Annotated in this window: 20 protein-coding genes; 8 read left to right on the top strand and 12 right to left on the bottom strand. The window is 67.9% G+C overall.

Features of this window, described 5'->3' with window-relative positions; all coding sequences use genetic code 11:
* Positions 1–4 precede the first annotated feature (4 nt).
* The 3 genes from LJ754_RS13455 to rsmA are packed head-to-tail and all read right to left on the bottom strand — an operon-like array spanning position 5 to position 3761.
* Positions 5–1882: an ABC-F family ATP-binding cassette domain-containing protein gene (locus LJ754_RS13455; RefSeq protein ID WP_227914123.1), complete on the bottom strand. Its 1878-nt coding sequence runs from the start codon at positions 1880–1882 to the stop codon at positions 5–7.
* Between the two features lie 6 nt (positions 1883–1888).
* Positions 1889–2857 (bottom strand): 4-(cytidine 5'-diphospho)-2-C-methyl-D-erythritol kinase, encoded by a 969-nt coding sequence (locus tag LJ754_RS13450; RefSeq protein ID WP_227926974.1) that lies wholly within the window; start codon positions 2855–2857, stop codon positions 1889–1891.
* A 19-nt stretch (positions 2858–2876) separates the two neighbouring features.
* The gene (gene rsmA, locus LJ754_RS13445) at positions 2877–3761 is read right to left on the bottom strand and encodes a 16S rRNA (adenine(1518)-N(6)/adenine(1519)-N(6))-dimethyltransferase RsmA (protein ID WP_227914121.1); all 885 of its coding nucleotides are present in this window, start codon (positions 3759–3761) and stop codon (positions 2877–2879) included.
* Between the two features lie 236 nt (positions 3762–3997).
* Between rsmA and LJ754_RS13440 the strand changes: the two genes are divergently transcribed.
* On the top strand, positions 3998–5218 hold the full coding sequence (locus LJ754_RS13440; RefSeq protein ID WP_227926973.1) for an XRE family transcriptional regulator: 1221 nt from the start codon (positions 3998–4000) through the stop codon (positions 5216–5218).
* Between the two features lie 11 nt (positions 5219–5229).
* Here LJ754_RS13440 and LJ754_RS13430 read toward each other — a convergent pair whose 3' ends face one another.
* Together LJ754_RS13430 and LJ754_RS13425 are read right to left on the bottom strand one after the other, a co-directional pair.
* Positions 5230–6384, bottom strand: coding sequence for a resuscitation-promoting factor (locus LJ754_RS13430; RefSeq protein WP_283997602.1), 1155 nt, complete (start codon positions 6382–6384; stop codon positions 5230–5232).
* Positions 6385–6679: 295 nt separating this feature from the next.
* Positions 6680–7612, bottom strand: a complete 933-nt coding sequence (locus LJ754_RS13425; protein ID WP_227926972.1) for a TatD family hydrolase — start codon at positions 7610–7612, stop codon at positions 6680–6682.
* 231 nt (positions 7613–7843) lie between these two features.
* On the opposite strand from LJ754_RS13425, the gene LJ754_RS13420 reads away from it, so the two are divergent.
* From LJ754_RS13420 to LJ754_RS13410, 3 genes are read left to right on the top strand one after another with little or no spacing between them, the layout of a single operon-like run.
* On the top strand, positions 7844–8917 hold the full coding sequence (locus LJ754_RS13420) for an AAA family ATPase (protein WP_227914118.1): 1074 nt from the start codon (positions 7844–7846) through the stop codon (positions 8915–8917).
* A 43-nt stretch (positions 8918–8960) separates the two neighbouring features.
* Positions 8961–10358, top strand: a complete 1398-nt coding sequence (locus tag LJ754_RS13415; protein WP_227926971.1) for a DUF58 domain-containing protein — start codon at positions 8961–8963, stop codon at positions 10356–10358.
* Positions 10355–12712 carry a transglutaminase TgpA family protein gene (locus LJ754_RS13410; protein ID WP_227926970.1) on the top strand — a complete coding sequence of 786 codons (2358 nt, stop codon included), beginning with the start codon at positions 10355–10357 and terminating at the stop codon, positions 12710–12712. The genes LJ754_RS13415 and LJ754_RS13410 overlap by 4 nt, the downstream gene beginning before the upstream one ends.
* Before the next feature lie 66 nt (positions 12713–12778).
* On the opposite strand, the gene LJ754_RS13405 is transcribed toward LJ754_RS13410, so the two are convergent.
* Complete coding sequence (locus LJ754_RS13405; RefSeq protein ID WP_227926969.1) at positions 12779–14260, bottom strand: NAD-dependent succinate-semialdehyde dehydrogenase; 1482 nt, start codon at positions 14258–14260, stop codon at positions 12779–12781.
* A gap of 146 nt (positions 14261–14406) precedes the next feature.
* Positions 14407–15297, bottom strand: a complete 891-nt coding sequence (gene rsmI, locus LJ754_RS13400; RefSeq protein ID WP_283997677.1) for a 16S rRNA (cytidine(1402)-2'-O)-methyltransferase — start codon at positions 15295–15297, stop codon at positions 14407–14409.
* A 43-nt stretch (positions 15298–15340) separates the two neighbouring features.
* On the opposite strand from rsmI, the gene LJ754_RS13395 reads away from it, so the two are divergent.
* A complete protein-coding gene (locus LJ754_RS13395; RefSeq protein ID WP_442860333.1) occupies positions 15341–17005 on the top strand; it encodes a dolichyl-phosphate-mannose--protein mannosyltransferase in 1665 nt (554 codons plus the stop codon).
* Between the two features lie 42 nt (positions 17006–17047).
* Positions 17048–18856 (top strand): AMP-dependent synthetase/ligase, encoded by a 1809-nt coding sequence (locus LJ754_RS13390; protein WP_227926968.1) that lies wholly within the window; start codon positions 17048–17050, stop codon positions 18854–18856.
* Between the two features lie 81 nt (positions 18857–18937).
* Here the strand turns inward: LJ754_RS13390 and LJ754_RS13385 are convergent, their stop codons facing one another.
* Positions 18938–20656: a TIGR01906 family membrane protein gene (locus tag LJ754_RS13385; RefSeq protein WP_227926967.1), complete on the bottom strand. Its 1719-nt coding sequence runs from the start codon at positions 20654–20656 to the stop codon at positions 18938–18940.
* A gap of 96 nt (positions 20657–20752) precedes the next feature.
* Positions 20753–21739: a stage II sporulation protein M gene (locus LJ754_RS13380; RefSeq protein WP_227926966.1), complete on the bottom strand. Its 987-nt coding sequence runs from the start codon at positions 21737–21739 to the stop codon at positions 20753–20755.
* A gap of 61 nt (positions 21740–21800) precedes the next feature.
* Here LJ754_RS13380 and LJ754_RS13375 point away from each other — a divergent pair, with 61 nt between their 5' ends.
* Complete coding sequence (locus tag LJ754_RS13375; protein ID WP_227926965.1) at positions 21801–22601, top strand: RDD family protein; 801 nt, start codon at positions 21801–21803, stop codon at positions 22599–22601.
* A gap of 24 nt (positions 22602–22625) precedes the next feature.
* Here LJ754_RS13375 and ahcY read toward each other — a convergent pair whose 3' ends face one another.
* The 3 genes from ahcY to LJ754_RS13360 all read right to left on the bottom strand — a co-directional run bounded on the left by ahcY (position 22626) and on the right by LJ754_RS13360 (position 24791).
* Positions 22626–24086 carry an adenosylhomocysteinase gene (gene ahcY / locus LJ754_RS13370; protein ID WP_227926964.1) on the bottom strand — a complete coding sequence of 487 codons (1461 nt, stop codon included), beginning with the start codon at positions 24084–24086 and terminating at the stop codon, positions 22626–22628.
* Positions 24087–24102: 16 nt separating this feature from the next.
* Entirely contained in the window at positions 24103–24309 is a 207-nt protein-coding gene (locus LJ754_RS13365) for a Trm112 family protein (protein WP_227914108.1), read from the bottom strand.
* Between the two features lie 92 nt (positions 24310–24401).
* Positions 24402–24791, bottom strand: a complete 390-nt coding sequence (locus LJ754_RS13360) for a DUF3499 domain-containing protein (protein ID WP_227926963.1) — start codon at positions 24789–24791, stop codon at positions 24402–24404.
* Between the two features lie 149 nt (positions 24792–24940).
* Here LJ754_RS13360 and LJ754_RS13355 point away from each other — a divergent pair, with 149 nt between their 5' ends.
* Positions 24941–25453: a metallopeptidase family protein gene (locus LJ754_RS13355; protein WP_227914106.1), complete on the top strand. Its 513-nt coding sequence runs from the start codon at positions 24941–24943 to the stop codon at positions 25451–25453.

Raw genomic sequence — 25453 nt, 5'->3', positions numbered from 1 at the left:
TTCCCTACTCGAGGAGCTCCGAGGCCTCCAGCCACTGCATTTCCAGTTCTTCCTGCTCGGCGGCAACGGCCTGCAGCTTGGCATTGAGCCCGCCGATCAGCTCAAAGTCCGCGCCGCCGGACTGCTGCGTGGCCTCATTCATTTGCGCGTTGATCTTTTCCGCCTGCGCGGTCAGCTTGCTGAGCTGGCGCTCGATCCGGGCCAGGTCCTTCTTCGCCGCCCGCTTCTCGGCTTCGCTGGCGCCCGAGCCGGCCAGCGCCGTCGTCGTTCCGCTTCCGCCCGTTGATCCTCCGGGGCGGGATGCTCCGGCGGCAGCGGCACGGGCCGCCTGCGAGGACCCGCGGGCAGCCGTGGACGCCGAGGAGTTCGCGGCCAGTGTTTCGTTGCGCAGTTCCAGGTACTGGTCGACGCCGCCGGGCAGGCCGCGCAGCTTCCCGTCGCCCAGCAGTGCCATCTGGTGGTCGGTGACCCGTTCCAGGAGGTACCGGTCGTGGGAGACCACCACGAGGGTGCCGGGCCAGCCGTCCAGTACGTCCTCGACAGCGGCCAAGGTGTCGGTGTCCAGGTCATTGGTGGGCTCATCCAGCATCAGGACGTTCGGTTCACCCACCAGCAGGCGCAGCAGCTGCAGCCGCCGCCGTTCACCGCCGGAAAGTTCCCGGACCGGTGTCCACTGCCGTTGGGCACTGAAGCCCAGCTGCTCTACAAGCTGGCCGGCGGACAGTTCGCGGCCGCCCACGTTGAAGACCCGCTTCTCGTTTTCGATGACCTCGATGACCCGCTGGTCCGCCACCTCGTCCAGTTCCTTCACTTCCTGGGTCAGGACGGCGGTCTGCACGGTCTTTCCGCGCTTGAGCCGCCCGGCTGTGGGTTCGATCTCCCCGTTGAGCAGGCGCAGCAGGGTGGTCTTCCCGGCGCCGTTCACACCCACCAGGCCCAGCCGCTCACCCGGCGCCAGGCGCAGTGTGATGTTCCGGAACAGGTCAGTGTTTCCCAGCGTCAGGGACACGTTTTCCAGGTCCAGGACATCCTTGCCCAGCCGGGCGGTGGCCATCTTGTTCAGGGACAGCGTGTCGCGGGGTTCGGGCACGTCCTCGATCAGGTTGTTTGCGGCCTCGATGCGGAACTTCGGTTTGGCCGTGCGGGCGGGCGCGCCGCGCCGCAGCCAGGCCAGTTCCTTCTTGACCAGCTGCTGGCGCTTGTTCTCCACGACGGACGCCATCCGGTCGCGCTCGGCGCGGGCCAGCACGTACGCTGCGTAGCCGCCGTCGAACGGATCCACCACGGCGTCGTGGACCTCCCAGGTGCGCGTACAGATTTCGTCCAGGAACCAGCGGTCGTGGGTGACGACCAGCAGGCCGCCGTCGGTGGGACGCCAGCGCTGCTTCAGGTGCCTGGCCAGCCAGGCCACGCCCTCGACGTCGAGGTGGTTGGTGGGCTCGTCGAGCATAATCACGTCGTCGTCGCCGGTCAGCAGCTTCGCCAGCGCTACCCGGCGCTTCTGCCCGCCGGAAAGCGAGGAGACCTGCGCGTTCCAGTCCACTTCCTGCACGAGGCCGCTCATCACGTCGCGGATCCGCGCGTTGGATGCCCATTCGTAGTCTGCGGCATCGCCGACAATGGCCTGCCCTACCGTGAGGTCCCCGTCCAGCACGTCGGTCTGGTCCAGGTAGCCCACGGTGACGTCGCGGCGGCGGGTGACGCGGCCGTCGTCGGGGGTCTGCCGTTCGGCCAGCAGGCTCATCAGGGTGGACTTGCCGTCGCCGTTGCGGCCGACCATCCCGATCCGGTCGCCTTCCTCGAGGCCGAGCGATACCCCGTCGAGGATGGTGCGCGTGCCAAAGGAGATGCTGAGGTTTTCAGCGCCAAGCAGGTGTGCCAATCGGTACTACTTTCTGTGCGTGGGTGTTGCGGCGGAATCCGGGTCCGGTTCCGGCAGGACAACGGCGCCCGGTGCCGGTCCGTAGACGGCTATGGCTGCGTGGCCCCCGCCGCGCAGCGCCTCGGCCAGTGCGGCCGCATGGGCCTCTGAGGATGCGAGGAAGGCAAGGGTGGGGCCGGAACCGGAGACCATGCCGGCCAGGGCGCCGTTGCCGGCACCGGCCGCAAGGACGGATTCCAGCCCGGGTGCCAGTTCCAGTGCGGCGGGTTGCAGGTCATTGACTAGAGCGCCGGCCAGGCCGGCAGTGTTCCCGGCAGCCAGGGCGCCCAGGATCCGCGGGTCCACCTCCGCTGGTTCGGCAACCTTGGCATCGGCCCGGAGCGCGTCCAGGGCCGCAAAGACCTGCGGGGTGGAAAGACCGTAGGCAGCCGGCACCAGGACCCAGTGCAGCGGCTGCGGTGCGGGCACCGGGGTCAGCCGGTCCCCCACGCCCAGGCCGGCAGCGGCACCGCCCATCAAGGCGAACGGCACATCCGCGCCGAGGCCCGCGGCCAGCTCCGTGAGCTCACAGGTTCCCAGCCCGGCCTGCCACAGTTCGTTGCAGGCCACCAGGGCCGCAGCGGCATCGGCCGACCCTCCGCCCATGCCGCCCGCCACGGGGACCCGCTTGGCAATGTGCAGGTGTACCCCGGCCGAAGCCCGGCCGGCCCGGGCTGCTACTGCGCGGGCGGCCCGGGCGGCGAGGTTGCTGCCGTCCAGCGGAATGCCGGCCACGGGCACGCGGTTGTCGGGATCACTGACGGTCAGCCGGATTTCATCGCCTGCCAGCTCCGTAGCGGTGACTTCCTCGAAGAGGGACACGGCCAGGTACAAGCTGGCTACGCCGTGGTAGCCGTCCGCCCGCTGCGGGCCGACCTTCAGGGAGACGTTGATCTTGCCGGGGGTCCGGACACGGACGGAAGCCGGTGCGCTCATGTTTTCTGCGTCTCTTCCCTCAGGCAACCAGCGGTTTCGCGGCCTCGGCAATACGCGCGAACGCCGCGATGTCCAGGACTTCGCCCCGGGCACTCGGATCCACGCCCGCGGCGCGCAACGCCTTCTCTGCTTCGGCCGGGCTGCCTGCCCAGCCGGCAAGGGCGGCACGCAGCGTCTTGCGGCGCTGCGCGAAGGCTGCGTCGATCACGGCAAAGACCTCTTCGCGGCTCGCGCGGGTCTGCGGCGGTTCGTGCCGGGTGAACCCCACCAGGCCCGAGGCGATCTTCGGCGCCGGCCAGAAGACATTCATGCCGATGACGCCGGCCTTGCGCATGGTGGCGTACCACGCGGCCTTGACCGAGGGCACACCGTAGGTCTTGGAGCCGGGGGCAGCCGCCATCCGGTCTGCCACTTCGTCCTGGACCATCACCAGCCCGTGCTGGAGGGAGGGGAAGTGTTCGAGCAGGTGCAGCACAACGGGCACGGCAACGTTGTAGGGCAGGTTCGCCACGAGTGCCGTGGGTTCAGCCGGCAGCTCGGTGATCCGCATGCCGTCTCCCAGCACCACGTGCAGGTTCGAGGCGGATTCAGGCCTCCGCCGTGCCACGGTATCGGGCAGCTTGCCGGCAAGGACCGGATCAATCTCCACGGCCACCACCGTCCCGGCGGCGTCGAGCAGTCCCAAGGTCAGCGACCCCAGTCCCGGTCCGACCTCCAGCACCGTTTCACCGGGCCGGATATCCGCGGCAGCCACGATCCGGCGGATGGTGTTCCCGTCAATGACAAAGTTCTGGCCCAGCGTTTTGGTGGGGCGGACACCCAGTTCCTCCGCCAGCGCCCGGATATCCGTGGCGCCAAGCAGCGCAGGGACCGATGAACGGGGGGCGGGTTCGGATTCACTCACCCAGTAATACTAGCCGAGCGGGGCGTACGCGCCGGAGCCGGCATCCGGGTGCCGCAGGGGGCTCTTTCCGGTGAACGACGGCCCGGTTTCCGCACCCGGGGCACCCCGGAAGGCACTTGGCCGCTTTGCCTGCGAGAAGCGACGGATGCTCTGCCGCGGCCCGGCTCCGGGGGCTAGCATCGATCGCACTGGCGGGGCCCTACAGGCTGTCGCACCCGGTGATTGGCGGAACAACGATGGGCAAATCATTCGGCGAAAAGCTGCGCACGGCGCGGTTGGAACGGCATCTGACGCAGGCACAGCTCGGCAACGGCACTTTCAGGGCACGGGACATTTCCCTGCTTGAAACCGGGCGCCGCGAACCGGCACCCGGCGCGCCGGCCCTGTTGAGCCGGCGGTTGGAAAGCGGCCGCGGCGGAGCCGCTTCCGGTACGTGCGAAGACGGAGCTTTGTTCCTGGAACTCTCGGCGTGGCAGGCCCTGGATGAACGCGACTACGGCGGGGCATGTGTGCTGGCCGGCCGGGCCGCCGACGCCGCAGCAGCCGCCGGGGACCAGCAGTCCTGGTGGGCGATGACCCATTTGGCTGCCCGGTGCCTGCAGGCCATGTGCCGGGTCCGGGAGGCAGCCGGGAAAGCGTCCGGACTGCTCCGCCATCCGTTGGCTGCCGAGCATCCCGGCCTGCGTGCCCAGGCGGAAATCCTCCTCGCCCGCGCGTATCAGGGCATGGGTGAACTCGGCGAAGCGGTGGCCCATGCCCGTGCCGCCCTCCGGTCGGTACAGGGCTCCGCGCCCGGAGCCTTGCTGTTCCTTGAGGCCTGCGAAGCACTTTCGTCCGCACTGGCCGAATTCGGGCAGATCGACGAGGCATGGGAATACTGCCGCACGCTGGTGCTGCCTCTTTTGGAAACGGGACTTCCACGGGAGGCCAGGGGCCGGGCGTTGTGGGCCGTGGGCAATGTCGCCTTCCGCCGGGGGGATTACGGCACCGCACTCCGTTACCACCGGAACGCCGCCGTCCTGCTGCTGCCGGGATCCGACGTCGAGCTGTGGGCACGCTTCAGCAGTTCCACTGCCGCCATGCGGCTGGCGGCAGGCATTCACGATGCCGAGACACTGGCCTGCATAGAGCACGCCGAGGTGGGGATGGCAGTGGTGGGGCTGCCGGCGGCGGAGCAGTTGGAGCTGATCCACAGCCGCGGGCTATGGCTGGATCTCAACGGGGAACACATACAGGCGGTGGACATCCTCTCCGAGGTGTACGCGCACCGGGAGGAGCTTCCGCCCCAGGCTGCAGGGGAAGTTGCCCTCCATCTGGGCCTGGCACTGGCCCGGACCGGGGCGACCGACGCCGGGTCCCTTTACCTGGCCGACAGCGAGCAGTCTTTCCGTGCGGTGGGGGCCGGCGACCGTGCCGCACACGCGGCCGCCCTGGCCCACGAAATCACCACACGCTAAGCCCCCGGAACCTAGAGCAGGCCCAGCTTTGAGGCGCAGGACGGCCAGTGACCCCATCCGCCGCTGGCGCGGAGCTTCTCCGCCACCGCAATCTGCTGTTCAGGCGTGGCCTCGCCGGCCGTCGGAGCGTAGGCGCCTCCGCCGGCGCCCAACCAACTGGCGGAGCTGAACTGAAGGCCGCCGGAATAGCCGTTGCCGGTGTTGATGTGCCAGTTGCCGCCGGATTCGCACTGTGCCAAGGCAGCCCAGGTGCCCGAAGACGGTGCCTCCCCGGATCCGGCGGCCGCCCCTGCGGCAGGCGCGCCGGTTTCCGCCGCAGCGCGCTTCTTGGTACCCACTGCCACCGCTTCCGCCACCGGCTCACGCGTGACGTTTTCGCTGACCAGCGTCCGGCTGACTTCCCGGCCGTCTACGACCGTTACGGAAAAGACCTTGGTGCGTTCGCCGTCGACGCCGGGCGTGGTGACCTTTTTCTCGCCCTCGACTATGTCCGCGTTCGGCACCTCGCTGCTGGTAAAGGGCACCGGCTCCGTTACGGTTTCCTGTTTCCCGGCAGCGACACGGGTCACTTTCAGGCCCATGCCGTCCACAAGCGCTGCACTGCGGGGCGCCGACACCCGGTCGGCCGTCCCCAGGCTGACGCCGGTTTCCTTCAGCACATCGCGCACCGTCCCGGCAGTTGTGCTGACCGGGTGGGTGGCGCCGTCCACGATCAAGAAGACGGTCTTGGGCGTCGAGATGGAAATACGCCCGTCCAGGCCCTCCAGGGAAGTGTCCAAGGAAGCGGAAACCGCCGAATTCGTGGAGACCCGCAGCTCTGACACAAGGTCGGCGACGGTTTCCCCCGTGGTGTGCACAGTGGTTCCGTTGCCGTCCACCGTGACCTCCACTGCGCGTGCGCGGGTGATCTCAATGGCAGTGTCCTCTGTAAGGGCACTGGCAGGTGCCGGAGTGATCCGGTCTGCGGGATTCACCTCCACGTGGGCGGCGGCCAGCGCGTCAGCCACAGTGCCGCCGAAGGTCTGTACCTCCTGGCGGTCGCCGTCGACGGTGAGCACTACCGTCTTGGTGGCACCCACAAAGGCAACCAGCCCCAGGACCAGGCACACCATCACGGCCGCTTGGCCAACGATCTTTACCCCACGCTTTGCGAGTGAATTTGCCACGAATTCCCAAACTGTCACAGCATCCGGGCACGGGGACTTGAAGCACCGGGCGTGCGTTCCCGCCCACCGGCTGACGGCGGAGCAGGAGCGCGCCCGGCGCAGGCATGGCGGCCAGGGCCCACTTGAGCTGCGGAAGCAGCACTAGCACGGCCTTGCGAATTTATACAGATCTAGTCCGGATACCTTCCCCGACCCCGGCTAATAGCTCCCTACCGTAACCGAACCGTGATCTGAGGGCAACCGAAGGTTCCGGCGCATTGCCGCGCCTGGAGTCCCCGCGGACCTCCCCCGGCAGCTAACGGACGTCCCACGAACCGTAGGCACGCTCGGTGTTGGCGGCCAGCCGCGCCCCCAGTTCGGCCAGATCAGCATCCAGCCGTTCGGCCATAAACCGCACGGTGTACGGCACCATATAGCTGGCGTTGGGCCGGCCCCGGTGCGGGTGCGGGGTGAGGTAGGGGGCATCCGTCTCCACGAGCAGCAGGTCCCGGTCCGCGACGGCGAGCGCTTCATGCAGGTTGGCGGAATTGCGGAAGGTCAGTGTGCCGGAAAAGGACATATACCAGCCGTTCTCGCTGCAGGTCCGTGCCAGCTCCGCGTCTCCGGAGAAGCAATGGAACACCACCGTTTCCGGAGCTCCTTCTTCGGCCAGCACCCGCAGCACGTCGGCGTGGGCATCGCGGTCGTGGATCTGCAGGGCCAGTCCGAGGCGCTTGGCGATGTCGATGTGCCGGCGGAAGGAGTACTGCTGGCGTTCCAGGCCCTCCTCCCCCGTGCGAAAGTAGTCCAGCCCGGTTTCGCCTATGGCCCGGATGCGGGGGTGCGCGGCGAGCAATTCAATCTCCTCGAGCGCCGGTTCCAGCGCACCTTCGGCGGCCAGCAGCGGGGCATCGTTCGGGTGGATTGCCACCGCACCCAGCAGCCGCGGATCGACGTCGACGGCGGCTGCGGTAAAACGGGAGGAGGCCAGGTCCGTGCCCACCTGGATGGCGCCTTTGACCCCTGCCCCCTCCGCCGCGTCCAGGGCCGCGGCAAGCGCAGCGGCAAGGCCGGCGTCCGGCCCGCCTGCAAAGTCGAAATGCGTATGGTTGTCCATCACCGGCACGGGCAGGGGCTCGGGTGCCGGCGGATAGCCCTTGCCGCTGCGTCCCGGCGCCCCTGCCCCGGCACCGCCGGGCAGGTAGGCCTCCGGTGTGGTGCCGGGAAGATATCCGCTTCGATTACTCATGTTCTTAAGCCTAAGTGAGCTAGTACGCTGTACAGACAAGTGCCGCTGGTCGGGTCACTGGTCTGTCATGGGTCTGTCATTGGCGCAGGTTCCAGCTGAGGGAGCTTTCGCAGTTCCGCCGCTGCAGCGCCAGGGCGCCACCCGACGGGGTTGCTGATCGGACGCCCGGCGGTTCGCCGCCGGGCGGACCAATCGGGCTGCAGCTGCAACCGCCGACTATGGAAGGTGTCCATGGACGCTCCAATCCCGTCTGCCGCTGCGTCCCTTAACGCCTTCCCCTCCGGCCCGCCGGCATCCGGGCAGGGAACGGCTACTGCCCTTCATTCCGAGCCCTACACCCCCGATTCCTTCCGTTCAGCGGCGGACGGGATCCTGGCTGCCATCGGAACGGTGATCGACGGCAAGGAGGAAGCGGCCCGGCTTGTCCTGACCGTCATGCTGGCCCAAGGGCATGTGTTGCTGGAAGACGTTCCCGGCGTCGGGAAGACGATGCTCGCCAAGACGCTCGCCCGCACCATCGACTGCACCGTCAGCCGCATCCAGTTCACACCGGACCTGCTGCCCTCGGACGTTACCGGGGTGTCTATCTACAACCAGGACAGCCACCGGTTCGAGTTCCGGCAGGGACCGGTGTTCGCCAATGTCGTGATTGCGGATGAGATCAACCGGGCTTCCGCCAAAACCCAGTCCGCCCTCCTCGAATGCATGGAGGAGCGCCAGGTCAGCGTGGACGGCGGCACGCACCGGCTCTCGGCTCCCTTTATGGTGGTGGCCACCCAGAACCCCATTGAGATGGAGGGGACCTATCCCCTGCCCGAAGCGCAGCGGGACCGGTTCATGGCACGGATTTCACTGGGTTATCCGGATGCCCGGTCCGAAGCGGACATGCTGGAGAACCACCAGTCCGGCTCACCGCTGGAGAGCATTACCCCAGTGGTCGGCATGCGGGAAGCCTCTGCCATGATCGCCCGGGTGCAGGACATCTATGTTTCAACGGCGGTCAAGGACTACACGGTGGCGCTGGGCCGGGCCACCCGCGGACATCCGGACCTCCGGCTGGGTGCCAGCCCGCGGTCGCTGCTCCAGCTCCTGCGCGCAGCCAAGGCCTTCGCCGCATTGGAGGGCAGGGATTTTGTGCTCCCGGACGACGTCGCCTCGCTGGCCGATCCCGTCCTGGCCCACCGGCTCCTGCTCAACCGCAAGGCCTCCGGCGCCGGGGAGAGTGCTTCCAGCGTCATAGCTTCGGTAGTTGCCTCGGTCCCGGTGCCCCGCACGGCCGCCGGCGCGGAGCGTTCCCGCCGCTGATCTTCCGTACCGGCACCCGCCGGACCCCGAGCGAAAGGCCGCCATGGCACCCTCCTCCCTGACGGGGTTTTTCACGCCCCGCGGCTGGGGCCTGCTCGCGGCCGGAGCCGTGGCGCTGTTGGGGGCTGCTGCCCTGGGGCGCGAGGACTTGCTGGCCCTCGCTGTTCTCCTGATCTGCCTGCCTCTCCTCGCTGCTGCCACGCTCCGCCTGGTCAAACCGGGCTTCCAGGTTGACCGGTCCTTTGCCCCGCCGCTGGTGGAAACCGGTACGGCAGCCACCGTGACCCTGTCCATTCGGGGCCGGCCGGCATCGGTGTCACTGATACGGGAGGGACTCCCGCTGCGTTTCGGTGCCAGTCCGGTGTTCCGCTTTCCCCCCGAGGGCGGGGCCGAAACCGGAACCGGAAGTTACCGGTACCGTCTGCGCTCGGGCCGGCGGGGCTTGTACTCGATCGGCCCGGTGACCGCTGAATTCCTCGACCCCTTCGGCCTGGCCAAGACGGTCCACACCCTGGGCGGAACGAATCAGCTCGCGGTTGCCCCCGCACCCCGGGACCTTCCCCCTGCGCCGATCGTAGGGCCCGCGGGAACGGACGGGTCTTCCCCCAGCAGGCGCCGCGGCACCCCCAGCGAGGATGACGTGACCACCCGGGAATACCGGTACGGAGACCCTATGCGCCGCGTGCATTGGGCGGCAACGGCACGGCACGGCGAACTGATGGTCCGTCAGGAAGAACCCGTCACTGCACCCACTGCTTCCATCCTCCTTGACCAGCGCCGTCCCGCCTACGGGTCCCCTGGTGCCTTTGGCGCGGACGACGGCGGGCTGCTGACCTCCGAAGCCTTTGAGTGGGCCGTCTCTGCCGTGATCTCCAGCGCCGTATTTTTCGCCGAGTCCGGATACGCCGTGCGCTTCACCGACGAGCTGTTCCGGCCCGGGCTGTCCCGCTCGCCGTCGGCCGTTGACGCCGACGAGCGCCTGTTCCACGGCGCCGATGGTCTGCAGGACCTCGCCGAAGGCCTGGCCGCGCTGGGCCTGGCCGATCCGGCCCAGGTTACCGGCGGCCCCGCACCGGCCGCCCCGTTCGGGGACCTGCTGCTCGACGGCCTGTCTGCTGGCCGTTCTCCGGGCCCGCTGCTGGTGGTGGCCGGGAGGATCAGCGCCGCCGAGGCAGCAGCCCTCGCGCCTGCAGCCCGGTATTCGGCGCAGCCCATGGTGCTGATGGTCAGTGACCGGCCGGCAGAACAGCGTCAGGCGCAACGGATCCTGCACGAGGCCGGCTGGAGCACGGTTGCCGTGGGCCCGGGTACCCCGGTCCCGGCCGCCTGGTCGCTCCTGCACGCCGGCAACACTCCGGAGCCTTCTCCGGCTGCGGCTCGGAGCGCTGCCCGTCCCGTTCGTTCCGCCCCGTCCACCGGTGCCGGAAGGGGTTCCGAATGACCACGCTCCTCTCCCGCCCGCAGCAGGCCCGCCCGGCCCCGTCCGCCCATGGAGGCCGCCCGGAACGCCGCGGGTCCGCCAACCTGCCCGTGGGCGCGGCAACGGCGGCGGCAGTGCTGCTGTCCTCGCTCAGCATCCACGGGGTCATCGAAGGCTGGTCCTGGCTCCCTCCCCTGATCCTGGCTGTAGTCCTTCCGCTCGCCGCTACTGCCGGCATCAGGCGGCTGGGATGGCCGTTGCCCCTGGTACCGCTGGCCGGTATTGCCGCACTGGTTTTGACGCTGACCTGGCTGTTCGCCGCCTCCTCCGCAGTGCTGGGATTCCTTCCGGGCCCGGCCGCTTTCGCCCGGGCGGACGCCCTGCTGGTGGAAGCGCGCACGGTAATCATCACCGAGGTCACCCCCGTACAGCCCCTGGCGGGCATCATATTTCTATGCTGCGCCGGCGTCGGGCTGGTGGCAGTCCTGGCGGATACACTGGCGGCCACCCTGCGGATGCCGGCCACCGCCGGCCTGGGCTTGTTTGCCGTGGTGATGATCCCGGCAGTGCTGAAACCGGAGAGCATCGGGCCCTGGTACTTCCTGTTGGCGGCCGCCGGATACCTTCTGCTGCTCGCCGCCGGATCGCGCCGGGAACAGCAGGCACCGGGAGTTCCGATGCCGCGCGCCTGGGCGGGCCGGAGCGCCGCCGTCTCGGCATCGGCGCTTCTCCTGTCACTGCTGCTTCCGGCAGTGCTGCCCGGCTTCACGGGCGGCGCGTTTCCGGAAGGCTCAAAATTCAACTTCTGGTCCAACACCACCGGCCTGAACCCGATAGTTACACTCGGCAACGACCTGCGCCAGCCGCAGTCCGCAGGACGGATCACGTACGCCACGTCCTCGCAGGAACCGGTATACCTGCGCTCAACCACCTTGGAGGACTTGTCCGGCCGCCGCTGGTCACCGGATCTGCGGACCGATGAGCGGCGCCAGGGAATAGCCGCGATGGCCGCTGGAACCACCGGGAACAGCACCCCGGAGGGAACACCGGGTACACCCGTGGTGACGCGGATCAGCAGCAAGACCTATGCCAGCCCCTGGCTCCTGGCCCCCTATTACCCGCTGGGCATCTCCGGCGCGGACGGGTCCTGGAGCTGGGACCCGAAGACCATGACGGTGCTCGACGACGGCTCGGACAGTTCCGGCGCGCAGGACTACCAGGTCCTCAGCGTTTCCGCGCAGCTCACTCCGGAGCAGCTGGCCGCGGTTCCGGCGGCGGACACCTCAGAGGTAGACCCGGTGTTCACCGACCTCCCGGAAGACCTGCCCGCCCGGATCGGCGAGGCAGCCCGGGACGCGGTGGGAGATGCGTCCTCGCCGTACACCAAGGCAATGGCCATCCAGAGCTATCTGCGCGGCCCCCAGTTCTCCTACTCCCTGGATGCTCCCGTGGAGGGCGGCTACGACGGGAACGGGATGGATGTCCTGTCCGAGTTCCTGGACCGCAAGGCCGGGTACTGCATCCACTTCGCGGCGGCCATGACCGTTATGGCCAGGTATGAGGGAATTCCGAGCCGGATGGCCCTGGGCTACGCTCCCGGCCAGTCCACCGGGGAGACTCCGGACGGGACCGGACCCAACGGCGAAGCGCTGACCGAATTTGAAGTGGATTCCACGGATGCCCATGCCTGGCCGGAACTGTACTTCGAAGGTGCGGGCTGGGTCCGGTTCGAGCCCACCCCGTCCCGCGGGTCGGTTCCTGACTACGCCCAGCAGGCACGGCCCGCCACCGGAGCGTCCGTGCGCGAGGATGAAGATCCCCGCGTTCCCGGAGCCCAGCCCGCGGTTCCGTCCGTACCGCGTGAGGATCCGCTGGAACCGGAAACGGTGCTGGAACCGGAAGCTTCCCAGGGCACGGCGTGGACCGGCGGTGTACTGGCAGCTTTGGCGGCCGCCGCGGCCGCGCTGGCGCCCTGGGCACTGCGCCGGCGCCGAACAGCAAAACGCAAAACTTCCGGATCCCGTTCCGGGCCGGCGTGGGATGAAATAGCCGATTTGGGCCTGGACTACGGGTATCCGGGCCGCCCCTCGGATACGCCGCGGGCCTACGCACGGCGGCTGTCCGATGAGGCCGGCTTTGCCCCGCCTGCCGACGCCGCCTTGACCCGGATCTGCCGGGCCTATGAAGAGGAAGCCTACGCACGTGCGGACTCCGGGGTCCGGCCGGGTGGCGGAACCGTATCGGCCCGGCCGGCGGCGGATTGGGCTGATGTGGACTCGGTGCGGGCCGCGTTGCACGCCAACGCCCGCCTGTTTACCCGGCTCCGCGCCCGGTTCCTGCCGCCGTCGCTAACCACCCGCTTCCGGCACGGTTAGCTTCCAACACGGCCAGGGGCCTCCCCGCCGACGGCGGAGAAGCCCCTGGACCGTGCTGAGCCGGCGTTACCGCTGCGCGGGATCGGCTATGCCGATGTACTGCGTGTAGAGGTATTCCTCGATGCCCTCGGCACCGCCTTCGCGGCCCAGACCCGACTGCTTGACCCCGCCAAACGGTGCTGCCGCGTTGGATACCACGCCGGCGTTAAGGCCAAGCATCCCCGATTCGAGTTCTTCCCCGATCCGGAGTCCGCGGTTCAGGTCACTGGTAAAGACATAGGACACCAATCCGTACTCGGTGTTGTTGGCCAGGGCTACTGCCTCATCTTCGGTGGAGAAAGTCACAATAGGCGCAACCGGCCCGAAGATTTCCTCCTGAAGGATCCGTGCGTCCGGCGCAACGTCCTTCAGGACCGTCGGCTGGTAGAAGTAGCCCGGACCGTCCACGGGCTCGCCTCCCACCAGCACCACGGCGCCGCCGTCCACCGCGTCCGTCACCAGGCCGTGCACCTTGTCACGGGACTTGGCATCGATCAGCGGCCCGATCTTGGTGGCGTCTTCGGTGCCGCGGCCGGTGGCCATGGCACCCACCCGGGCGGCGAACTTCCCTGCGAACTCCTCGGCCACGGTGTCCTGGACAATAAAGCGGTTGGCTGCAGTGCAGGCCTCGCCCATGTTCCGCAGCTTGGCGGCCAGGGCACCGTCCACCGCCTTGTCCAGGTCTGCGTCTTCGAACACGATGAACGGAGCGTTGCCGCCCAGCTCCATGGACGTGCGCAGGACGTTCTGCGCTGCATCACGGATCAGGCCCTGCCCCACAGGAGTGGAGCCGGTGAAGGACACCTTGCGCAGCCGCGAATCCTTGAGGATCGGTCCCGTCACGTCGCCTGCTGCGGTGGTCGGCACAACGTTAAGCACACCTGCAGGCAGGCCCGCTTCCATCATGACGGCGGCGAATAGGGCGGAAGTCAGCGGAGTAAGCTTGGCGGGCTTGAGCACCATGGTGCAGCCGGCAGCCACGGCCGGGGCGATCTTGCGGGTGGCCATGGCCAGCGGGAAGTTCCACGGCGTGATCAGCAGGCATGGTCCCACCGGTTTCTTGTTCACCAGCAGGCGGGACTTCCCGTCCGGTGACATGCTGTACCGTCCGGAGACCCGGACCGCTTCCTCGGAGAACCAGCGGAGGAATTCGGCGCCGTAGGCCACCTCACCGCGGGACTCGGCCAGCGGCTTGCCCATTTCCAAAGTCATCAGCAGGGCAAAGTCTTCGGTGCGTTCGGTGACCAGCTCAAAGGCACGGCGCAGGATCTCGCCGCGTTCCCTCGGGGCGGTTCGTGCCCAAGCGTCCTGCGCAGCGGCGGCGGCGTCCATGGCCAGTGCGCCGTCTTCGGCTGAGGCGTCGGCGATGCTCAGCAGGGTCTTGCCGGTGGCGGGGTCTTCGACGTCGAACGTGCTGCCTGTCGACGCGTCCCGCCACTGCCCGTTGATCAACAGGCCGGTGGGGACCTGCGCCAGGAGTTCGGCTTCACGGTCTGCGGGAATACCCATGGGAATTGCCTCCAAAGTTCATCGGATACTGCGGACGCTGCGCCCGCAGTTCCCTTCACCGTAGGCTTCCCGGCCCGGCCGTGTAAATGCGGAGGCGCACTGGCCACCGGCCGAACCACTGTGCATCTGCCCAGCCGCGTGGTTGGTCAGTTCCGTGCTGCCAGCACCGCAGAGTACAGTTCCCGCTTGCTGATGCGGGCGTCCTCGGCGACGGCGGCAACCGCGTCCTTCAGCCGGATGCCCTGCTCTACGAGTCCGTTCACCGCGCCCACGTGGTCCGCGGCCTGCTCGGGGGCGGCATCCGGTGCGCCTTCCACCACGACGGCGATTTCCCCGCGGACGTCTCCGGCCTCGGCCCATTCCAGCAGCTCACGCAGGGGTCCGCGCAGCACCTGCTCATGGAGCTTGGTCAGTTCACGGGCTATGGCGGCCCGGCGGTCCGAGCCGAAGGCCGCATCAAGTGCCCGCAGCATGGGTTCCAGGCGGTGCGGTGCTTCGAAAAAGACCATCGTCCGCTGCTCGCCGGCGAGCTGGGCCAGCCGCGTGCTGCGCTCCCCCGGCTTACGCGGCAGGAAGCCCTCAAAGCAGAAGCGGTCCGTGGGCAGTCCCGAGAGGGCAAGCGCCGTCAGTACCGCTGACGGGCCCGGAGCAGCCGTCACCGTCAGCCCTTCCGCCGCCGCAGCCTCCACGAGCCGGAACCCGGGGTCGGACACGGCCGGCATTCCGGCGTCGGTGACCATCAGCAGCGTGCTGCCGCTGCGGACCATTTCCAGCAGATCTGCGGTGCGGGTCGCCTCGTTGTGTTCGTGGTAACTGATAATCCGCCCGCGCGTCGTGATGCCCAGTGCGCTCACCAGCCGGTGCAGGCGCCGGGTGTCCTCCGCGGCGATGATGTCGGCGCTTTCCAGCAGGCCGATCAACCGGTTGGTTGCGTCTCCCATGTTCCCGATGGGAGTTGCGGCCAGGACAATTTGCCCGGACCCTGCCCCGCCTTTGTCCGCGTTGCCTGTATCTGTGTCCGCCGTACTGCCGGATATCTTGCTTGAGTCCACCCTCTAACCCTACGCGACAGGCTATAGAGTGGGGCGCGTGAGTCTCACCGCTGCCCCGAGAACCCGCCGCGACGCACTGTCCCGGCTTGAATCCCCGCAACGGGCAGTGACCTACGAGGCACTGCGGGAACGCTTGCTGGGTACCCTGGCCGTGCCGCTGGGCCGAGCCGGCTGGGTCCTGCCGCTGCTGATGGCCCTCCTGGGCGGCGTACTGCGCTTCGTCCGCCTCGGGGAACCCGGTTCGCTGGTGTTCGATGAGACGTATTACGTCAAGGACGCCTACTCGCTGCTGCAGTTCGGTTATGAACGGGAGTGGCCCGAGGACGCCAACGACGCGTTTAACGCCGGCACCCCGCAGGCACCGCTGGACGGGCCGGAATATGTGGTGCATCCGCCTGTTGGAAAGTGGATGATCGCCCTGGGCATGGCGCTGTTCGGTGCGGACAACGGATTCGGCTGGCGGTTCGGCGCGGCCCTGACCGGGACCCTGACGGTCCTGCTCCTGGGGCTGATTGCGGCCCGGCTGTTCAGTTCGGCGACCCTGGGCGGGCTCGCCGGAATGTTGCTGGCCGTGGACGGCCACCATCTGGTCCATTCACGAACCTCGCTGCTGGATGTTTTCCTAACTTTCTGGCTAGTGGCTGCCTTCGGTGCCCTGCTGCTGGACCGCCGGGACGGGCGGCTGCGCCTGGCGCGCGCCTTGTCCCGGGCGGCCGCGCCCCCGGGCGCCGCGCCCCCGGGCGCCGCGGGCAGTCAACTGATGGGCGGGCCGTGGCTGAACGGGCCATGGCTGCTGTGGCGGCCCTGGCGGCTTGTTGCCGGTGTATGCCTGGGCCTGGCGGTGGGCACCAAATGGTCAGCCCTGGCCTTTGTTGCCGTGTTCGGGCTGATGACCGTGCTCTGGGACGTGAACGCCCGGCGGCTGGCCGGGATTACGCGGTGGAAGGGTGCGCTGCTGCGCGACGGCGGCCCGGCCTTCCTGACCGTTATTCCAGCTGCCCTGCTCACCTACCTGGCCGCCTGGACCGGATGGTTCCGATCCGATGACGCCTACAACCGGCAGTGGGCGGCGGAGAACCCGGACGACGGCCTGAACTGGCTGCCGCAGTCGCTGCGGTCCCTGGCCGAGTACCACCGCAGCGCGTACGCCTTCCATAACGGGTTGTCCTCCGAACACAGCTACTCGGCATCCGCCTGGACGTGGCTGTTTATGGGCCGGCCAACCTCCTTCTATTACGAATCCTCCGCCAACGGCGAGGGCGGCTGCACGGTGGACAGCTGCTCGTCCGCAGTCACGTCCGTGGGGAATCCGCTCATCTGGTGGGCGGCGGCACTGTCGCTGCTGGTGGTGCTGTTCTACTGGGCAGGCCGGCGCGACTGGCGGGCCGGCGCGGTGCTCTCCGGAGTGGCTGCTGGATACCTGCCTTGGTTCGCCTATCCTGAACGGACCACATTTTTCTTCTACGCTGTGTCCTTTGAACCGTTCCTGGTGCTGGCCCTGGTCTACGTCCTCGGTCTGGTCCTGGGCCGGCGCACCGACAGCACGCGGCGGCGGCGCACGGGTCTGCTGGTGGTCGGCTGCTTCGCAGCCGCGGTCCTCCTCCTCTCGGCGTTCTTCATGCCGGTTTGGACGGCCGAAACCGTCCCGTATTCTGTCTGGCGGCTGCGCATGTGGATGCCCAGCTGGATTTAAGTCTCGTTATCCATGTGCTCCGGCACAGAAAGAGAGGGCTAAGTGCGCGAATCCGCCACTGACCTCCTGGTTAGTCTTCCCGCAGAATCCAATGTCACGGATCTGTTGCTCCAGATGCATGCGAAGGACCCCGCCCGCGTGCTGTACGCGGTCAAGAACGGCAGTGAGTGGGAAGACATCACCGCCGCACAGTTCCTGGCGGCAGTGACCCGCCTGGCAAAGGGGCTCATTGGTTCCGGAGTCCGCCCCGGCGACAGCGTGGCCGTTATGTCACGGACTTCCTACGAGTGGACCGTTGCCGACATGGCCAACTGGTTTGCCGGTGCAGTGACCATTCCGATTTATGAAACGTCCTCCCCGTCCCAGGTGGAGTGGATCCTGGCCGACTCCGGCGCCCGCCACGTCTTCGTCGAAGATGAGCGGAAGGCCGCCGTCGTGCAGTCAGCCCTTTCAGGGTTGGAAGGCGAGTTCGCCGTGTGGATGATGAACGACGGCGACGGCGCCGATTCGCTCACCGCCCTGGCCGCAGCCGGACACGGTGTCAGCGACGACACCCTGGAAACGGCGCGCAGCACCGCGAACCTCGAGGACACCGCGTCCATGGTCTACACGTCCGGGACCACCGGACGGCCCAAGGGATGCGAAATCACGCACGGCAACTTCGCCCTCTTCGGCGTCAACGTGATTGAAGTGCTGCCGGAGATGCTCAAGGTCCCCAACCCGACCACTTTGATGTTCCTGCCCCTGGCCCACGTCCTGGCCCGCGCGGTTCAGGTGGGCTGCCTGCACGCGGGCGTGAAGGTTGGCCACTCCCGCAGCGCGTCTGATCTGATGAGCGACCTCAAGACCTTCTCCCCGACGTTCCTGCTGGCCGTGCCGCGGATCTTCGAAAAGATCTACACCGGCGCCCAGGCTTCGGCCGAAGCGGCCGGCAAGGGCAAGGCTTTTGCCGCTGCCTCGGCCACTGCCATTGCCTACTCGGAGGCGGTGGATTCCGCTGCCCGCGGCGGCCGCGGCCCCTCCGTCGCGCTCGCCCTCAAGCACAAGCTGTTTGAACGGCTGTTCTACCCGAAGGTCCGTGCGGTCCTGGGCGGCAACGCCAAGTTCGCCATTTCCGGCGCAAGCGCGCTGAGCCCCATGCTGGCCCATTTCTTCCGCGGCAGCGGCGTGACCGTCCTGGAGGGCTACGGCCTCACCGAAACCACGGCCCCGGCCAGCGTCAACCAGGCCACCCGCGCCCGGGTGGGCTCGGTGGGGCTGCCCATGCCGGGCACCACCATCCGGATTGCCGACGACGGCGAAGTCCTGGTCCGCGGCGCCGTCGTGTTCAAGGGCTATCACCGCAACCCGGAGGCAACCGCCGACGCGTTCGAGGGCGAGTGGTTCAAGACCGGCGATGTGGGTGTCCTGGACGACGACGGGTTCCTGCGCATCACTGGCCGGAAGAAGGACCTGCTGGTCACTGCCGGCGGGAAGAATGTGGCTCCGGGTCCGCTGGAGGAAAAGATCCGCGAGAACCGGCTGGTCTCCCAGGCCATTGTGGTGGGCGAGGGCAGGCCGTTCGTTTCGGCGCTGATTACCCTCGACGACGAAGCCCTGGCGGCCTGGAGCCGGGAGAACGGGGCGCCGACCGGGAATGCCGGAGACGACCCCCGGGTCCAGCAGATGCTGCAGGAGGCCGTGGACGCCGCCAACGCGACGGTTTCCCGGGCTGAGCAGATCCGCAAGTTCACCGTGCTGCCCAAGGACTTCACCTTGGAATCCGGGCACCTGACGGCCACCTTGAAGCTGCGCCGCAACGCCGTGATTGCCGACTACTCCGACGAGGTTGAGAAGCTGTACGCGAAGTAGTCTCCGCCAATAGGAAATCCCCCGTACCGTCCAGCGGTCCGGGGGATTTTCTGTGTGCCGTGCGGCGTCAGCTGCCGGGGCCTAGAGCGCGTTCAGCGACTCTGCGTAGCGGCGGCGGGCGTCCTCGCGTGCCTGGCGGACACGTTCCCGGCGGGCTTTGGTCGGCCAGCAGCAGGCGAGAACTGCAGCGCATGTCAGCAGCACCAAGGCGGCGATCACAATTCCTGCGTCCATCCAGAACTGGGCCGGGAACAGCCGGATCAGTGTGTCGTCCAGGCGGAAGGTCCAGTTGCCGTTCGCAAAGAAGATGCTGTGCACCTGTGTGAAGAACTGTTCCCAGCCCAAGACGGCGAGGACCACCAGCACGGCCATCAGCGCCAGGGTCACCAGGGCGCCGGCGAACAGCGAGCGCCGGATACCGCCGGGGCTGCGGCGGCGGAGGTACAGGGCTGCGGCCAGGCTGAGCAGCAGCATCACTGCCGCGGCCGTGAAGGCGGCCGTCAGCACGGTTTTGACGTCCGCCATGTGGCTGACCTCGCTGGCGAGGTACAGCGGTTCCCCGCCGCCCCCCATCAGGTCGCCCAGATACCGCGCCCCGCTCAGGTTTGAAAGATAGTCCACGGCATATGAGCCATATGTCATGCGGTCATCCCGTGAGAAGCCGTAGGCGTCTTCGGGGAAGCCCGGACGGTGGTATTCGGCCCACAGGAACAAGGGTGTGGCAACGGCTCGGATGGCCGCAGCGAGCACCATGACCGGGAAGAACACGGCGATCATCACCTGCAGTACACGGGCAAGCACCGGCTTGCCGGCAGCTGCCTTTTCGCGTTCCTTGGCCCGCCGCTCGACTTGCTCCGGCGACACCGCGGCACCGTCCTGATCGGCCGGGTCCCGGTCAGTGTCCTCCGGATCCGTGTCCTCCGGATCGCTGTCGTCGGGGTGATTGTTCTCTGTATCAGCGAGGTTCCGGTCCGTGTTCTCCGGATCTTCGTTGTTCGGGAGGGCGTCGTCGGCGTGGCCGTTGGTATCGGCACTGCTGCGGTCCGTCTGATGATGATCGGCAGACACGGCTGCGGCCGTCACGGCAGCCCCGGGCACGGGCGAACCGCTTTCGGCCGGCTCGCCAGCGTCTGCGGTGCCTTCCTTCCGGTCCCCGGGCCGGGCAACGCCGCTCAGGTCCGGAAGAGTGCTGGCCCGGCGCATGGGGAGCTCGCTGCGCTGCGCCAAGCTCGGATGGCCGCCCGGGACGGTTTCCGTCCCGTGCGGCGACGGCGACGCCTCCGGGTCGGGGCGCTGCTCGGTGGCGGGGCGCTGCACGGTGGCGGGAAGCGCGGTGGTGGGAACGACGGCTGCGGGCGAGTCCGTGTCTGCCGATACCGCGTCCGGCGTGCCGGCCTCAGCATGCTCGGTGTCCGGCGTGCCGGCCTCAGTATGCTCTGCGTCCGGTTGGCCCGTCTCGGCCGGCTCTGTGTCGGGTCCGGCCGGAGACGAAGCGTCTTCCCGTTTCCCGGCATCCCTGCCATCCCCGGCATCCCCGGCGCTTCCGGTGGATTCCGCAGATCCGGCAAGGCTGTTGAATTCGGCATCCCAGTCCGCGTGTTCGTCCGGGCCCGGCAGGGAGGCAGGTCCGGCCGCGCCGGCCGCGCCGGCCGCCCGGGCCGAATGGGATCCGGACCGGGAGCCGATGCGGTTATCCGGCCCGGCAGGCGCGGATTCGGCGGCACCGTTCTGAGGCTCTCCCGGTGTCGTTGGCCGATCCGTGGGGGTTTCGTCCTGGCTTGCCACTGCTTCCTCTTTCACTACCCGGATTTCACTACCCGAAACTGTTCTCGCTGGTCTTACCTCGACCCTACCGGGACAGTGCGGGTCGTGTGCGCACGCCACCCCGCCCGCAGCTTAGGCAGTCAGCGCCTCGGCGCCGGCGTCGCGCGCGGCAAGGTCCCCCCGGTGTCCGGCACGGTAGGCCCTGCCGCCCAGGATCAGGGTGTAAGCCCAGTAAGCACAGAACACCAGGAACCCAATTGAAAGGCGCAGCCATGCAGGCAGCGGGCTTGGGGTCACGAACCCTTCCACCAACCCGGATACAAACAGCACCAGGATGAGGCCAAGGCCCACGGTTATCAGGGAGCGTCCTTCCCTGGCCAGCGCTGCCATGCGCGGCGTCCGGCCCGGCGCAACCAGGGCCCAGAAGATCCGCAGTCCTGCGGCCCCGGCTATGAAGATGGCGGTCAGTTCCATAAAACCGTGCGGAAGGATGTACGTGAAAAAGACATCCAGGCGCCCGTGCGCCGCCAGCAACGCGCCGGACATCCCCACATTCACGGCGTTTTGCAGGAGGATCCACGGCACCCACACTCCGGTGACGCCGAAGGCCACCGACTGGAGGGCGATCCAGGCGTTGTTGGTCCAGACCATTCCGGCGAAGCCGACGGACGGGTTGTAGTAGTCCACGAAATCTTCTTCGGCGTATTGGCGCATTTCAGCCTCCGTGCCCATGGCTGCCAATACTCCGGGGGTGTTCAGCGCCCACCACCCGCTCAGCCAGGCCACCAGGACAAACGCTGCCCCGATGGCGGCGGTGAGCCAGCGCACCCGGTAGAACGCGGCAGGGAGGGAGTACAGGAAGAAGCGTGAGAGGTCCGTGAGCGCAGCGGAGCGGTTGCCGGTGAACTTCGTACGCGCCCTCGCCAGGCGCATCGAAAGCCCAGCGGACAAAGGCCCTTCCGGGGCCACGGAGCGCACTATGGACAGGTGTGTTGAAGCGCGCTGGTACAGCCGAAGGAGCTCATCCGCTTCGGGGCCGCTGAGGCGGCGTCGGGCAGTGAGCTCGTCGAGGCGCATCCAATCGGCACCGTGCACGGCGGTGAAGGCATCCAGGTCCACGGGTACACCCTAGCGGGTCGGTACAGTGGAGCTCACCAACGGCTTTGGAGGAGGCACACGCGTGAGCAGCATTGTTACCGGCGAGGCAGTGGTCCTGGAGCTCCGCCCTGCCGGTTTCGCGCCCCGGATGCTTAGTGCCCTCATCGACGTTGCCGCCTCCGTCGTGGTATTTGTGCTCCTTGTGCTGGCGCTCGGCGGGATTGCCGCCAACGCGGATGAATCCCTCTTCCAGGCACTTCTGGTGGGGTCCGTGGTGCTCGTGTTCGTTGTGGCTCCAGCCGTCGTCGAAGCGGCCAGCCGCGGCAAATCGCTGGGGCGGCTGGCCCTGGGGCTGCGCATAGTGCGCGACGACGGCGGTGCGGTCCGGTTCCGGCACGCCATCATCCGGTCGGTCACGGCCGTTCTGGAAATCTATACGCTCTCCGGTGCCCTGGCGGTTTTCGTGGCCGTCTTCAATGACAAGTCCAAACGGCTCGGCGACGTGCTGGCCGGAACCTATGCCCTGCAGGAGCGGCTCCCGGCCGCCGCACCGCCTCCGGTGCTGACCCCGCCCGAACTTGCCGGTTGGGCGCGTTTGGCCGACCTTGGCCGGCTCCCCGATCCCCTGTCCTTCCGGATCTCCCGGTTCCTGGCGCAGACCGGCGGGATGTCCGGGCCCGCCAGGACCGCGCTTGCCGCCGAACTGGCAGCGGAAACGGTGCCTTACGTGTCGCCGCAGCCACCCATGGGCACCCACCCCGAGGCGTACCTGCGGGCCGTGACCGGAGAGCGGCGGGATCGGGACTTTGCACGTCTGCACCGGGCCCGCGGATCCGCTGCAGTGCTGGCCGCACGGCTGCACCGGACGCCGTTCAGCCGTTAGGCCCCAGCCGTCAACGGCTCCGGTTCAGTACCGGTAATGGTCCGGTTTGAAGGGACCGGCGACATCCACGCCCAGGTAGTCGGCCTGGCTTTTGGTGAGCTCAGTCAGCTCGACGCCGAGGGCGGACAGGTGCAGGCGGGCCACTTTCTCGTCCAGGACTTTGGGCAGCACGTACACCTGGTTGGCATAGGTCCCGTCGCCGTGGCGGGTGAAGAGCTCAACCTGGGCAATGGTCTGGTTGGCGAAGGAATTGCTCATCACAAACGAGGGGTGGCCGGTGGCGTTGCCCAGGTTCAGCAGCCGGCCTTCGGAGAGCACGATGATGCTGCGCTGTTCGTCCGTGCCTTCATCGAAGACCCATTCATGTACCTGCGGCTTGATTTCGACCTTGCGGATACCCGGGACCCGGGCCAGCCCGGCCATGTCGATCTCGTTGTCGAAGTGGCCCACGTTGCCCACAATGGCCTGGTGCTTCATGGCAGCCATGTGCCGGGCCATGATGATGTCCTTGTTGCCGGTGGTGGTGATGAAGATGTCGCCCTGGTCCAGCACGGATTCCAGCCGGGCCACCTGGTAGCCGTCCATGGCCGCCTGCAGGGCGCAGATGGGGTCGATTTCCGTCACGATGACGCGCGCGCCCTGGCCGCGCAGTGCTTCCGCGGCGCCTTTCCCGACGTCGCCGTAGCCGCAGACGACGGCGACCTTGCCGCCGATCAGCGTGTCCGTGGCCCGGTTCAGCCCATCCGGCAGGGAGTGCCGGATGCCGTACTTGTTGTCGAACTTGGATTTGGTGACGGAGTCGTTGACGTTGATGGCCGGGAACAGCAGTTTGCCTTCGGCTGCAAGCTGGTACAGCCGCAGGACACCGGTGGTGGTTTCTTCGGTGACGCCGCGGATACCCTTGGCGATTGCGGTCCATTTGCCGGGGTGCTCGGCGAGGCTGCGGCGCAGCCGGTCCAAAATGACCGTGGACTCGTAGGAGTAGCCGTCATCGTCCGCCTGCGGATTCTCCGGCACGAACCCGGCTGTTTCGAACTCCACTCCCTTGTGCAGCAGCAGCGTCGCGTCACCGCCGTCGTCCAGGATCATGTTCGGTCCGCCGGAGCCCTCAGGCCAGGTGAGGATCTGTTCCGCTGTCCACCAGTAGTCCTCAAGCGATTCGTTCTTCCAGGCGAATACCGGCACCCCTGCCGGGTTGTCCGGGGTACCCTCCCCCACCACTACTGCGGCGGCGGCTTCGTCCTGGGTGGAGAAGATGTTGCAGGACGCCCAGCGCACTTCGGCCCCCAGGGCCGTGAGGGTCTCGATCAGCACAGCGGTCTGCACCGTCATGTGCAGGGATCCTGCAATGCGTGCTCCGGCCAGCGGCTGGCCGGGACCGTATTCGCGGCGCAGCGCCATCAGCCCGGGCATCTCGTGTTCGGCCAGGCGGATCTGGTGGCGTCCAGCTTCTGCCAGGGACAGGTCGGCTACCTTGAAATCCATGCTTCCGCCCGCTCCCCTAATCCGTTGCTGCAGGAACGGGACCGGTGCCGCCGGTGGCGGACGGCTTCAACATCACGGGAATGCCCTCCTCCAGCCGGTAGCGTACCCGGGCCCCGGAGGTGTCAGGGGCAGTGGAGAGCAGTTCGTCGCCCTCCTGCACAAGGCGGGAACCGGTAACGGGGCAACGCAGGACCGTTAGCAGTCCGGCAGATAGTGTGGCCATGGGACGGCACTTCCTCACAAGTCAGAACACGTCAGGTGCCGCGGCTGGCGGCGCATCACAGCCAAGCCTAACCCCTGGCCCCGGCGCAGGAGCTAGTTCTGTTCGCGCAGGACCCGCAGGTGCGCGCGGCGCGACCCGGGGATGTCAGCGGGCGGCTCCAACGCATGCTTGCCGCTGCGCTTGGGCTCATCGTCGTCCTCCGCCGGGGTCTCGGCGAACCGCTCCCGTACGGCGTCCACAAGGGCCGACAGTTCGTCGCTGGTCGGCGTCCGGGACTGTCCGTCCAGGTTCAGCCGGACCAGCTCCCATCCCATGGGGGCGGTGAGGCGGGCGGAATGGCCGGCACACAAATCGTAACAATGGGGCTCGGCGTACGTTGCGAGCGGCCCCAGCACTGCAGTGGAATCGGCGTAGACGTATGTCAGGGTTGCAACCGCCGGCTGGCGGCATGCTGATCTGGAGCACTGACGTAAGGATTCCACGGAGGACCACTTTACCCGCTCCCCGGCGACGACGGTGCAGGCGCGCCGGGCCCCCACGGTGCCGGGGATTGGCCGGCGGCCGGATGCCCGCTGTTATTGCCCCCGGCGACGGGGTCCCGGCACCCGGGGGCAGCGGTTAGAGTTCTTACATGTCCATGGGATCTTCGCTGCGGGTGAGCCTCGATGATGAGTCGGGTTCGGCTGCTGTGTCCTCGTCCGGCTACTGGGTCCGCTCCTTCCGGCAGCGCCGCCGCAACCGGCACGGCCGCGGGCTGCGCGGGGACCTGATTCCGCCGCATCTGGCCGGAGCACGTACCCGCTCCGAGCGGTTCGACGAGTGGGTCCTGGAATCCGCACAGCGCCTGGAACGGCTGTGGGGCGAGCGGATCCAGAGCTACCAGTTCGTGGTTACGGAAATCCCTCCCCGGCTGGAGGACCTGGCCCGCGAGGGCGGACCCATCCCGCTTGGCGCGGCCACCGCGTCCGCGCCCGGCCGCCCGGCGGTCATCACCATTTACCGGCACGCCGTGGAAACCTCGGCCCGGGGACTGGTTCCGGTCAGCGAACTGGTCCATGACGTGATCGTGGAACAGCTTGCCGGGCTGATGGGCATGGACCCGGAAACCGTGGATCCGGCCTACGGCAGGTTCCGTCCGCTGTAG

Origin of the sequence: Arthrobacter sp. zg-Y40, assembly GCF_020731535.1 — a bacterium.
GTDB lineage: Bacteria > Actinomycetota > Actinomycetes > Actinomycetales > Micrococcaceae > Arthrobacter_B.
This window is presented reverse-complemented; position numbering and strand designations above follow the sequence as displayed.